Source organism: Neobacillus sp. Fa239 (genome assembly GCF_055395235.1).
Window position 1 is genome coordinate 1,622,233 of sequence record NZ_AP041611.1, and the last position, 11,217, is coordinate 1,633,449.

Below are 11,217 nucleotides of genomic sequence, written 5' to 3' on the forward strand. Positions count from 1 at the left end.
GATGGAAAAAACAGACCTGTTTTCAGAGAAGGAGCAGCGAAGGATTCTGTTTAGGCTGCTTTCCTATACAAAAGCACATAAAAAATCACTCGTATGGGCCTTCAGCTTATTGCTGTTAACGACACTGGGGGATATTGTCGGGCCGCTTTTGGTCAAAATTTTTATCGACGATTATTTAACCCCCGGAAAATTAGCGTTTCAGCCGCTTGTGATCCTCGGTTCCGTTTATTTGGGGATCCAGGTGGTCAAATCGATTCTGCTCTTTTTCCAATTGGTCAAATTCCAGGAAATTGCTTTAAAAATCATCCAGAAGCTGCGTGTTGATGTTTTTACAAAGGTGCAATCGCTCGGACTGAAGTATTTTGATCAGACACCTGCTGGAAGTATTGTGTCCCGGGTCACCAATGACACGGAAGCGATCAAGGATATGTTTGTCACGGTTATTGCCACCTTTATTCAAGCGGGCTGTTTACTAATCGGTATTTTTATAACGATGTTTATTTTGAATGTCCAATTGGCCTTGTACTGTGTCGTCGTTATTCCGATCATCCTCCTGGTCATGAATCTTTACCGAAAATACAGCTCGCGATTTTATTTGGATATGCGCGAACGACTGAGCCAGCTCAACGCCAAGCTTAGTGAATCATTGCAGGGGATGGCGATTATTCAGGTGTTTCGTCAGGAGAAACGGCTTCGTGCCGAGTTTGGCGTGATCAATCAGCAGCATTACCAGGCGGGGATGAAGAATATTAAAGTTGACGGCTTATTGTTAAGACCGGCAATTGATCTGATTTATTTGTTCGCCTTGATCATTGTGTTAAATTATTTCGGGATTACCTCTTTCCAGCATACAGTTGAAATCGGTGTCTTATATGCATTCATCAACTACCTGGACCGTTTCTTCGAGCCGATTAACCAGATGATGATGAGACTTTCCCTCTTTCAACAAGCGATCGTTGCCGGTTCCCGTGTCTTTACCCTGCTGGATCATGAGGAATTGGCACCGGAGCAGAATGAGGAAAAGCACTACGCCATTCAAACAGGAAAAATTGAATTTAAGAATGTTAGTTTTTCTTATGATGACAAGCGTGATGTATTGAAAAATATTTCGTTTACGGCCAATCCCGGGGAAACGGTGGCGCTTGTCGGGCACACCGGCAGCGGGAAAAGCTCGATTATTAATCTGTTAATGCGATTCTATGAATTTGAGCGCGGAGATATTGACATCGATGGGGAATCAATTCGCGATTTTTCCAAAGAGGAGCTGCGGGACAAAATGGGGCTTGTGTTACAGGATCCATTCCTGTTTTACGGAACGGTAAAAGAGAATATCCGTCTTCATAATACAAAGCTTTCAGAGGAAGAGGTCATCGAGGCCGCTAAGTTTGTTCAGGCCCATCCTTTTATTGAAAAGCTCGAGGATGGCTATGATCATAAAGTGGTCGAAAGGGGTTCAACTTTTTCAAGCGGGCAGCGCCAATTGATCGCCTTCGCGCGGACGATTGCCGCTAATCCGAAAATCCTCGTCCTGGACGAAGCGACCGCCAATATTGATACCGAAACAGAAGAAGCCATTCAAGAGGCGCTCGCTAAAATGCGCAAGGGCCGGACCACTATCGCGATTGCCCATCGATTATCAACCATCCAGGATGCGAATTTAATTCTTGTGTTGCATAACGGGGAAATTGTCGAGCGGGGCACGCACCAAGAGCTCCTTGCCATCCGCGGCTTATATCATAAAATGTTTTTGCTGCAAAATGGAGCGACGTTGACTTACGAGGATATTGCCCAGTAATAGAAAAAAGCCTGGTAGATTCCAGGCTTTTTTGTGTGTTTATATAGGCAAATGTCCATCAGTGAGACATGATTGTCTAGTAAGTGGCTGAGGATACTTTTTTTAAGTAGGTTCGATTATATTCATTTAATAAGTGATCAAGCTCCTGGCTGTAACGAATCGCTACGGAGGAACTCAAGCCGTTCGTGATCGCGACTTGGATTAATTCAGCCCGCTTTTTTTCGATTAATGCTATGAGATCTTGTTTGATCACGGCCGATATCCTTTCCGGAGAAACTCCAAAAATAAATCTATTAAAATAACATGTCGTTTTACTAGTATAAACTATAATGGGAATAAATTCAAAGACATTTGTAAAAAAATATCCAATGTTAATCTGGAATTTAATTGAAAGATAGAAATATCTTGAAGTAGAAAAGAAAAACCAATTGCGACACAAAATATTCAAGTTATCCATTACCTTTTGAACAAAAGTTTTGTTAGAATGAATTAAGTATCAACTATAGTGGGAGTGTTAATATGTCTGACGTAAATATATTTATAGCATTGGGCGCCGGATTTTTAAGCTTCATTTCGCCATGCTGTCTGCCGCTTTATCCCGCCTTTTTATCGTACATCACAGGAATGTCTGTAGGCGAACTCAAAAGTGAAAATGCAATGCTTCAAAGACGCAGTCTGTTACATACCTTGTTTTTCCTAATCGGCTTTTCGATCATCTTCATCGCGATTGGCTTTGGAACCTCCTTTATTGGCAGCTTCTTCCGCGAGTATAAAGACTTAATTCGTCAGCTGGGCGGAATCTTTATCATTTTCTTCGGGTTAATCATTGTCGGGATTTTATCACCGGAGTTTATGATGAAAGACCGCAAATTCGAATTTAAAAATCGTCCATCCGGCTATATTGGCTCCGTGTTAATCGGGATGGCATTTGCCGCTGGCTGGACACCCTGTACCGGACCGATTCTTTCATCCGTTATTCTATTAGCAGCCTCCAACCCGGGTTCAGGTGTGCTGTATATGACCGCCTATTCGCTGGGATTTGCAATTCCCTTTTTCATCCTATCCTTCTTTGTCGGCCGCATGAAATGGATTCGCAGGCACAGTAGTAAAATCGTCAAAATTGGCGGCTATGTCATGATTCTGATGGGGGTCATCCTCTTCTTTGACTGGATGACGAAAATCATTACCGTTTTTCAAGGATTATTTGGAAATTTTTCCGGTTTTTAACTCCCTTACGACTGTAAAAAATTGTTATATTAAAATATAATAGATTTATATGGGATTCTTTTGATATCAGATGCCAGGGTAAGCTTAAAAAGGCTTCGCTTCCGGCTCGAGGGGGAAAGGCTTTGGCGCGAATATTGATTGTAGATGATAAGAAATTAATGAGAAAAACATTAACGACGATCTTAACGAAGTCAGACCACGTAGTAGTGGGGGAAGCGGAAAACGGCAAGCAAGCCATCGAGCTGTACCGCGAACTACAGCCTGAACTTGTTACAATGGATATTACGATGCCGGAAATGAATGGCCTTGAAGCCATCAAAAAGATCCGCGCTGAATTCCCTACTGCAAAAGTCATCATGTGCTCAGCATTGGGGAAACAAAAGATTATTATGGAAGCAATTGAAGCAGGCGCCAAGGATTTCATCATCAAACCCTTTGATGATTGCCGGGTACTGGAAGCCATTCATAGAGCTTTGAAATAAGAACCATTGAGGGAAGCGCCCAAGATGGTTTTTCCATTTTAGCTAATTGCTGGTCAGTTTGGATGCAGGTATTCATGATTGTCACAAAAAATTCATTAACACTATGCAAATAGTTTTATCCAACCAGTAAGTTATGATATATAATAGGTAAGAAAAATTAATCGATAAGGAATGAATGATGAAATGAACCCGGTTGTTATCTCATCGATTGGTGCTGCCTTAATGGCTATAGCGGTCATGTTCGTCCGCTTAAAAGCAGCCAAAAAACCAACGAATGCAAGAAAAATCATTTTACCGCCATTCTTTATGGCGTCTGGTGCCTTAATGTATATAAGTCCCTTGTTCAGACCCTCTTTTGTGGAAGTCATCGGGGCAATCGTAGTGGGAGCATTTTTTTCGATCTTCCTCATTAAAACATCTAAATTCGAAATCCGCGATAACGATATTTATCTGAAACGCTCGAGAGCCTTTATTTATATCTTAGTCGGCCTCTTGATCATCCGGATTGCTTTAAAATCTGTTCTTAGTGCAGAAATCAATGCAGCTCAATTGGGCGGCATGTTCTTTCTCTTAGCGTTTTGTATGCTGCTGCCTTGGCGGATTGCGATGTTTATGGACTACAAGAAGCTTTATCGGGAGCTTCATATGGGAAGAAAATAGTGTGTGGTGGAAATGCTGGTTCAGGTTTATGGACCAGTGTTTTTTTTATGGGGAAATTGGCTGTTAATGAGTGAGTGAGGGTTGAATGGAGGCAAAGAAAGGGGATTGATGCCCGTATCGGGTTAGGAAATTGGAATTTGGTCATCTACAGGGCTTGTTGATTACCGGATTAGTTTGGAGAAGGCGGTTACGGTCATCTACAGGGCTTGTTGATTACCGGATTAGTTTGGAGAAGGCGGTTACGGTCATCTATAGAGCTTGTTGATTACCATAATTGGTTAGGATTGATAGATTGGGTCATCTATGGAGGTTGTCAATGCCCGAAAGCAGTTCGAAAAATGAGACAAGGTCATCTATAAAACTTTTCGATGCCCGAAATTAGTTTGAAAAGGTGATTACGATCATCGAGGATACTTATTAGAATCAAGATCAATCGACAAAAACGCTTGGGCAAAATAAAAACCATCCACAATTAGGACGGTCTAGAATAAATGCTCATATGGAGCTAAGTCAATTCTATTTTCAAATAATTTCTTTCGTAAAAATTTATGATCCCGTTTCGGAGTCGCTTGAATATACCCGCGGATTACCAATTCCTCGGTGATTATAGAGGCATTTTCTTTCAGCGCAAGCTCGCCAATTTTTCCAGCAATTTTATGTCGGGCCACGTCGCGGAAAAGCTCAGGAACCGGGCTGACTAAATCTTCAAGCAGCGCTTTCTCATCGTCTCCCCAAAGATGACGCGATTCATTCACAAAATGCTCTTCCCAATCCATTACCGATTTACCGTCTTCTTTCGGCATCTTCTTCAAAAACTTTCGGAACATAAAGAACCCGCCAATAAACATGGAAAAAACCAAAAAGAAAACCCAAAAAAGGATAAACCACAAAAACCAACCATGAAGCATTTCGATTCACCTACAAAAAGCTATTTTCCTTTTATTATAGTCTGTTTTGACGAATGAAGACAAGTAAACATGGTAAAGTTTACGATCATGTGAAAAGTATTGTAACCATGTTGGTTTTATTAGTATAATAATTTATGTCCAATATACGGGGCTGAATGGGGTACTGGTGTCCTCCATAGTCTTCAAAACTGCTTGAGACCACCGTGTGTGGTCTGGTGGGTTCGATTCCCACGCAGTCCCGCCAATAAAGTCAACAGCTGCAAGGGTTTGTATTGATTTTCAGCCCTAGCATTGATTTATACTTACATAGGGATTTCCCACACAGTTTTCTGCCAGTTTCACGAAAGACTGTTTGAGACTGGGATGTAAGACTGATTAGGACTTATCAAGAAACTGTTCGGTATCGTAGCTCGCTTAATATGAATTAAGGGGGCTTTTTGTATGCAAAGAAAAGTTAATCGGAAGTTTAAACGGGAAACTACTGTTTCCAATGTGAATGGCAGCCAGGAATCCTACACAATGAGTGAAATGTTCGAAAGGTTTATGCTGCTTAAGAAATCAGAGGGGTTAGCTCGCCGAACTATTAAGGAGTATTACGTTAATTATGATTACTTTCTGCGATATACTGGTGGGGATGTAAAACAAAATGAAATGACTATGGAGCTCTTTTGTGGATGGATTAGCCATATGGCGGAAGAAATGGAGCTTGCTCCTGCCACAATAAACATTAGAGTAAGAACAATGCGTTCATTCATTCGTTTCTGTTATGAGGAAAAAGGATGGATTCCAGAGCCTATTCATAAGCGTTTTAAGCCTGTTAAGGCACCGATTGATAATGTGGAATCATTGACACCAGAAGAGGTGAGGAGGCTATTGGGGGCGATTGATGAAAGCTCTTATACAGGTTTCCGTACAAAGGTAATTGTTTTTGTTTTATTAGATACTATGGTTCGTGTAAGTGAGCTTGTGGATATTAAGCGGCAAAATATAAACCTTAAACATGGATTAATTCAGCTTGAGGCAGCCGACACCAAGACCAGAGTTGCTCGAGTGGTTCCGCTGTCCTTAAAGACCATAAAAATACTGGAAGATTATTTGCAGGAAACAGCAGAATTCGGGAGTGAATATGCATTTCTTACTTACGAAGGCGAAAGGATGTCAGAAGCCACGGTAAGGGATAATTTAGCCTTATATGGCAAGGTTGCCAGGATAACAAATAAAAGGGTATCGCCGCACACATTCCGTCATACAGCAGCGTTATTCTACATCTTGAACGGTGGGGACCCATTTAGCTTACAGCGTATTTTAGGGCACACTCACATGAATATGGTTCGCCGCTACATTCAAATGACTAATAAAGAAGTGCAGATACAGCATAACGCCTATTCGCCAGTGAATTATCTATATAAGTAACCAAGTGGAGCCGCCATGTTTTATAGTGGCTCTTTTAATTGATGGCATCTAGTAACTTGATTTGCTCTATGGAGATAATAAAGGGAAAGCCATCTGAATGGTATTAGTATGTCAGGTGGCTTTTTTCATTAGTGGGAGCTGCTTTTAGCTATGAATGGTATTAGTTCTTCCAGAATCTCGTCAATAGTCTTTCCTGACGGCTTATTTTTCTGGTGCTGCTCTTGCCAGTAGATTGGGCGTTCTTCTAAAAAACTGCGAATCTCGGAGAAGGTAGCACCCATCATATACAGGGTGATAATGGCGTTGTAGTCAGTGCGGCCCTCATGAGAGATAGTACTGGAGCGATGTGAGCGAATTAAATCCAACTTGTTCGTCTTCTTGAGTTTATTGGTGAAATCCTCTATCATTTCCTGACGGAGTTTCTTCACACGCAATCTATTGCGGAGCGGGTCTGTCTCCAAGTATGGCACATTCAGACTTAAATACTCGTAGAAGCGAGAGTATGCATATCTGAGTTCCTGGTCAAGTAAGATGGCTCTTGGTCCCTTCAACCAGTCTTTGCTTCCACAAACCTTGACCCGTATCTGTTTTGCATGTGACTCTTTGCCACTTAAGATGTATCCATATGGCTTAATGTTCTTACGGAGTCTATCTAGCTTGTTACTCACTGCACGCACGGTCTCGCCAAACCGTTCTGCGTAGACTTCTGCAAATTCAGTCAGGGTAGCGGCGATGTTGTCGCCATCCAAGTTCAGATAACCATTGCCTATGAAGATGTTATCTAGATATGCTTCCGTCACTTCACTGCGTTGTCCCTGTCCCCGCAGTAAAAGATAGTACCAGGCATAATTATGTATAGTCACAACAGCCTGGGTTGCATCACCTTTGCCTTTTAACTCATGAAGAGTTACTCCCATGTTGTGTAGGCGCTCTCTCTTCTCCTGCGTTGTCTTCTTCATGTAGTTTGAGTCCATCCACCCAGTAAAGTCGATGATGTCTTTCTTCGTCCAAACCATCTTAAATTCATCATGGCTCTCTTCACTTACACGGTTCTGTCTTTCATCCAATTTATCTATCCATGCATCTAGATGAGTATCCCACCCATTGTTTTTCTGTAGCTTCTCCATTTTGAATTCTCCTCCTGTGTATCTATTAACCCCCTGAATATGAGGTTTATATTAATTTATTTTAGCATAAACCTCACTTTTAGGGGGATGTTATTCTCTGCTTGTAGTTATCAGGCTAATGCAGGCTCCATATGGGTGAGGCGAGAACAAAGTGAGCGTCGATAGCCCTAACACATGGAAAACATTAGAAGTAGAGGCCAATGCAGACTCTCTATTCATTCATGGTAACAATTAGGGCAGCAGGTTCCTTATACAGGTGGAGGGTAGGTATCAGCACCCATCGTACAAAAAGCGTAGAAAGTTACTCAACCTCCTTAACCCATATGGATTAATGGAGAGTTGCTCTTCGCACCCAGAAGACATTAGAAGTAGGAGATACCTAACTGCACCTAACCTATATGGATTAGGAGAGTAGCTGCACGCACCCATGTATGTATACAGGCAGAAGGTTACTAATTCCAAGTTAGTATCTGCAAGTAGAGAGCCTCATTAAACCAATCAATGGTGGTTGATACTAGCACCCATCTTTCTGCATCAAAGACAGACTCCATATAGGGTGGCTGGTATCTACTGTACGGAAGCCATCATAAGAGAGACAGGGGAAAATACACCCACTGAACAGAAACACATAAGAGGTAGGAGTATCTATCTGCCACCAATCTATATGGATTAGAATAGTAACTTTCTGCACCCAAGTACAGTGGAGGACACATACTACAGTACGGAAACCAAGTGATATTAAGCAGTAAGTTTCTACAATAATAGTGGACTACAGTGGGGAAGCTTGTCCATATAAATATGAAGATTCTTCACTATAAGAGTAAAAAAATATGAAATTTTCCAGTGGCAAGGTATATTTCTATGATAAAGCTTGTAGACCTTTCATGCCCACCGCCCCTTCGGCTGACCTTCGGTTGTCCATCACGCCCCAAGGATAGCGAGTTGCCATTCATGCAGCACACGCCCCTAAAACCATAAAGGCCATGAGACCGCCACATCCCATGTCATCGTCAAGGGGTTGCTCGTACCTCGCAAAACTTTTTCAAAATGCTTCGCTGAAAAACTTCAAGCCACCTTGACAATGCCACCCTCACCCGTTGCGTCAATCTTGCCGATGACACACACTGAATTAGGTAGTTAATAAGGTGCTTCATCGGTTTCCTAGTGTAACAGGTGAGGGAAGAGAGAGGACATACGAGCATATTCCTTGCCCATTTAAAACCTTGGGCGGCTGCCCAAACCCGCGCCTCCGAGCACTCCTAAATTAGGCAAGGAAAACCATTATTCATGCAGTAATGAAGTCGGACTAATTGCATATCCATGCGCTAGACGTTCCTGAATAGGGTCATAGAATGTCGTTTTAGTCACTGCGGGCTTTTCTCTATGCAGCTTTTTAAGCCACTGTACACGGAAGTTATTGGCTTCTTTTTGAGCTGCAGTAGTATCAGGATTCATATTTTGCTGCTCTAATCGTCCAATGATTTTCTCGTAATCTGTCATGATTAATCATCCTTTCTCCATTCAGCATCATTACTTTGAAAAAAATTAAATTCATCATACTCATACAAGAACCAATCGAACTTACGCTTATGTTTGCGAGCAATCGGACGGCGATTGTTTTCGTATTCTGAAATCGTGCTAGCACCAATATGAAGCAATTTCCCTAATTCAGGTAAAGTCATGTCATGAAAGCATCTTTTAAGACGAATCTGCCTGCCGACAGTCAACATGTCGGGGAAAATCAACACATCACGATTATCTAAAGCCCTTAGAATGGACTCAATTTCTTTGTTTTCTGGAATCATTATCTATTCATCATCCTTTACGGTTATTAGTTAGGGATTGCCGCCCACATTGAAGCGAGCGGCTAAAGAAGGAGTCTTGTACCTTTACTCTTAGAACGTAACCATTAGTTGAACAAATTTCAAGAACTTTATTAAAGATTTTTCTGTTTTTTCAATGTAAGAAAATATTAAAAAACTTACATTCATTTGAGCTAATTCATTGGGTTTAAGCCCAATTTGATATATAATAGAGTTATCGTAAAAAATCGTACATTCATTTAATTGATTTTATTGACTTGAAAGGGATGGAGAAAAAATGACAACATTAAACCAAGTAAAAGACGTTCAGCCAATCAGAAGCATGAAACAGATTGAAGATATGAAATGGTCATTAAAGCGGCATTGTTCCGAGCGAGATTTCATCATGTTTCTTATTGGAATTAATACAGGTTTGAGGGTGGGAGACCTGCTAGAACTGAAAATAAAGGATGTTAAGAGGAAAAAGAAAATAGTCATTCAAGAGGGAAAAACCAAGAAAACAAGACCTATCAATTTATCTAATATTTATGATGAAATCCAAGCCTACATAAAGAACTTAGAAGGCACAGAATGGCTTTTTCCCAGCCGTAAAGGGGATAAACCTATTACACCAACCCAAGCATACAGACAGCTAAACAAAGCCGCTGTAATGGCTGATATTGAGGACGGCATTGGAACCCATACCATGAGGAAAACATTTGGTTATTGGTTTTATAAAAAAACAAAGGATGTAGCCAAGCTTCAACACATTCTGAATCATTCGAAACCTGATGTAACATTAAGATATATAGGGATTACCGCTGAAGAAATTGAAAATAGCTTAAATGAATTTGTTTTATAGGAGGATAGAGAATGCGGCCACTTGCAGCAATAAACCAAGAATATGAGGAAATCATTCATGGAGCAGCAAAAGAGTCATTCAGAAGCCGCAAATTGGCTGATTTAATGGACGAAATGGAAAGGACATACACTGTACCTATGTTAAAGAATGAAGCTTGGGAAAGCCAAAATAAGAGAGTTATAGCTCTGTATAGGAAAATCAGTTTAAGCAGGGATTTGTAAGCTTCATTTGTTTGCATTTTTCCGTTTCTTACACACGCAGCAGCATAAATCAAAGAGCCTTTTAACCATGAATGCTATTGCAGCAATGGTTGAATGGCTTTTTTTAGCTTGTGGGCACTTTATTTACGAAATACACCCGCTGTTCCATTTATGAGAGAGTAGCCACTATAAATCAAAAACCCAATTAATTTACTGCTTGACCTTTCGGGATGAACTGGTTATTTTTCATTAAACCATCTTAACGGAGGTCTTTCAAAATGGGAATACATAGACACGGTTTATCAAAGACGCGAATTCATAGTTTATGGAGGAAGGTGATAGACAGGTGCACTAATCCAAATGCATCCAACTTCCATAATTATGGAGGACGAGGAATATCAATCTGTCATGAATGGCGAACTGACTTCATGAACTTTTATAGCTGGGCAATTGACAATGGCTACCAAGAGGGTTTGAGTCTGGAGCGTATTGATGTAAATGGAAATTACGAACCTTCTAATTGTAAATGGATAGAACTGCATGAACAATGCAGAAACAAACGGGATACCAAGTATGCAGAATTAAATGGAGTTACAAAACCTCTTATTGAATGGGCTGAAATATACGGCATTCCTTATAAGACCATTATAACTAGATGGTACAGGGGGTGGCGGGGAACAGAGCTAGTACAGCCATCCAAAAAGCAAAGAAGGATTTCGTGAGGAATACTAGAAAAAGCTA

13 protein-coding genes and 1 tRNA gene are annotated in these 11,217 nt (G+C 41.0%); 9 read left to right on the plus strand and 5 right to left on the minus strand.

Annotated elements, in window-relative coordinates; genetic code table 11:
• Position 1: 1 nt before the first annotated feature.
• Positions 2-1,795, plus strand: a complete 1,794-nt coding sequence (locus ACZ5XR_RS07740; RefSeq protein ID WP_464501083.1) for an ABC transporter ATP-binding protein — start codon at positions 2-4, stop codon at positions 1,793-1,795.
• Between the two features lie 76 nt (positions 1,796-1,871).
• Here ACZ5XR_RS07740 and ACZ5XR_RS07745 read toward each other — a convergent pair whose 3' ends face one another.
• Positions 1,872-2,048: a Spo0E family sporulation regulatory protein-aspartic acid phosphatase gene (locus ACZ5XR_RS07745; protein WP_464501084.1), complete on the minus strand. Its 177-nt coding sequence runs from the start codon at positions 2,046-2,048 to the stop codon at positions 1,872-1,874.
• Positions 2,049-2,314: 266 nt separating this feature from the next.
• Between ACZ5XR_RS07745 and ACZ5XR_RS07750 the strand changes: the two genes are divergently transcribed.
• The 3 genes from ACZ5XR_RS07750 (at position 2,315) to ACZ5XR_RS07760 (ending at position 4,164) form a co-directional block, all read left to right on the plus strand.
• Positions 2,315-3,022, plus strand: coding sequence for a cytochrome c biogenesis CcdA family protein (locus ACZ5XR_RS07750; RefSeq protein WP_464501085.1), 708 nt, complete (start codon positions 2,315-2,317; stop codon positions 3,020-3,022).
• Between the two features lie 122 nt (positions 3,023-3,144).
• Entirely contained in the window at positions 3,145-3,504 is a 360-nt protein-coding gene (locus ACZ5XR_RS07755) for a response regulator (protein ID WP_464501086.1), read from the plus strand.
• Between the two features lie 183 nt (positions 3,505-3,687).
• Complete coding sequence (locus ACZ5XR_RS07760) at positions 3,688-4,164, plus strand: CcdC family protein (RefSeq protein WP_464501087.1); 477 nt, start codon at positions 3,688-3,690, stop codon at positions 4,162-4,164.
• A gap of 482 nt (positions 4,165-4,646) precedes the next feature.
• On the opposite strand, the gene ACZ5XR_RS07765 is transcribed toward ACZ5XR_RS07760, so the two are convergent.
• Entirely contained in the window at positions 4,647-5,072 is a 426-nt protein-coding gene (locus ACZ5XR_RS07765) for a DUF2621 domain-containing protein (protein ID WP_464501088.1), read from the minus strand.
• A 147-nt stretch (positions 5,073-5,219) separates the two neighbouring features.
• Here ACZ5XR_RS07765 and ACZ5XR_RS07770 point away from each other — a divergent pair.
• Together ACZ5XR_RS07770 and ACZ5XR_RS07775 are read left to right on the plus strand one after the other, a co-directional pair.
• Positions 5,220-5,316 (plus strand) — tRNA-Sec (locus ACZ5XR_RS07770).
• Between the two features lie 197 nt (positions 5,317-5,513).
• A complete protein-coding gene (locus ACZ5XR_RS07775) occupies positions 5,514-6,485 on the plus strand; it encodes a tyrosine-type recombinase/integrase (protein ID WP_464501089.1) in 972 nt (323 codons plus the stop codon).
• Between the two features lie 128 nt (positions 6,486-6,613).
• Here ACZ5XR_RS07775 and ACZ5XR_RS07780 read toward each other — a convergent pair whose 3' ends face one another.
• From ACZ5XR_RS07780 to ACZ5XR_RS07790, 3 genes are all read right to left on the minus strand, one after another.
• Entirely contained in the window at positions 6,614-7,612 is a 999-nt protein-coding gene (locus ACZ5XR_RS07780) for a hypothetical protein (protein ID WP_464501090.1), read from the minus strand.
• Between the two features lie 1,281 nt (positions 7,613-8,893).
• Complete coding sequence (locus tag ACZ5XR_RS07785; RefSeq protein WP_464501091.1) at positions 8,894-9,112, minus strand: hypothetical protein; 219 nt, start codon at positions 9,110-9,112, stop codon at positions 8,894-8,896.
• Between the two features lie 2 nt (positions 9,113-9,114).
• Positions 9,115-9,417, minus strand: a complete 303-nt coding sequence (locus ACZ5XR_RS07790) for a helix-turn-helix domain-containing protein (RefSeq protein ID WP_464501092.1) — start codon at positions 9,415-9,417, stop codon at positions 9,115-9,117.
• Between the two features lie 295 nt (positions 9,418-9,712).
• Between ACZ5XR_RS07790 and ACZ5XR_RS07795 the strand changes: the two genes are divergently transcribed.
• From ACZ5XR_RS07795 to ACZ5XR_RS07805, 3 genes are all read left to right on the plus strand, one after another.
• Positions 9,713-10,276 carry a tyrosine-type recombinase/integrase gene (locus ACZ5XR_RS07795; RefSeq protein WP_464501093.1) on the plus strand — a complete coding sequence of 188 codons (564 nt, stop codon included), beginning with the start codon at positions 9,713-9,715 and terminating at the stop codon, positions 10,274-10,276.
• An 11-nt stretch (positions 10,277-10,287) separates the two neighbouring features.
• Positions 10,288-10,497 carry a hypothetical protein gene (locus tag ACZ5XR_RS07800; protein ID WP_464501094.1) on the plus strand — a complete coding sequence of 70 codons (210 nt, stop codon included), beginning with the start codon at positions 10,288-10,290 and terminating at the stop codon, positions 10,495-10,497.
• 257 nt (positions 10,498-10,754) lie between these two features.
• Complete coding sequence (locus ACZ5XR_RS07805; protein ID WP_464501095.1) at positions 10,755-11,198, plus strand: hypothetical protein; 444 nt, start codon at positions 10,755-10,757, stop codon at positions 11,196-11,198.
• The last annotated feature ends 19 nt before the right edge of the window (positions 11,199-11,217 follow it).

Excerpts from the sequence above, each read along its gene's own strand:
- ACZ5XR_RS07740 (WP_464501083.1), top strand. The coding sequence starts at position 2 with ATGGAAAAAACAGACCTGTTTTCAGAGAAGGAGCAGCGAAGGATTCTG.
- ACZ5XR_RS07750 (WP_464501085.1), top strand. The coding sequence starts at position 2,315 with ATGTCTGACGTAAATATATTTATAGCATTGGGCGCCGGATTTTTAAGC.
- ACZ5XR_RS07760 (WP_464501087.1), top strand. The coding sequence starts at position 3,688 with ATGAACCCGGTTGTTATCTCATCGATTGGTGCTGCCTTAATGGCTATA.
- ACZ5XR_RS07765 (WP_464501088.1), bottom strand. The coding sequence starts at position 5,072 with ATGCTTCATGGTTGGTTTTTGTGGTTTATCCTTTTTTGGGTTTTCTTT.
- ACZ5XR_RS07775 (WP_464501089.1), top strand. The coding sequence starts at position 5,514 with ATGCAAAGAAAAGTTAATCGGAAGTTTAAACGGGAAACTACTGTTTCC.
- ACZ5XR_RS07780 (WP_464501090.1), bottom strand. The coding sequence starts at position 7,612 with ATGGAGAAGCTACAGAAAAACAATGGGTGGGATACTCATCTAGATGCA.
- ACZ5XR_RS07785 (WP_464501091.1), bottom strand. The coding sequence starts at position 9,112 with ATGACAGATTACGAGAAAATCATTGGACGATTAGAGCAGCAAAATATG.
- ACZ5XR_RS07790 (WP_464501092.1), bottom strand. The coding sequence starts at position 9,417 with ATGATTCCAGAAAACAAAGAAATTGAGTCCATTCTAAGGGCTTTAGAT.
- ACZ5XR_RS07795 (WP_464501093.1), top strand. The coding sequence starts at position 9,713 with ATGACAACATTAAACCAAGTAAAAGACGTTCAGCCAATCAGAAGCATG.
- ACZ5XR_RS07800 (WP_464501094.1), top strand. The coding sequence starts at position 10,288 with ATGCGGCCACTTGCAGCAATAAACCAAGAATATGAGGAAATCATTCAT.
- ACZ5XR_RS07805 (WP_464501095.1), top strand. The coding sequence starts at position 10,755 with ATGGGAATACATAGACACGGTTTATCAAAGACGCGAATTCATAGTTTA.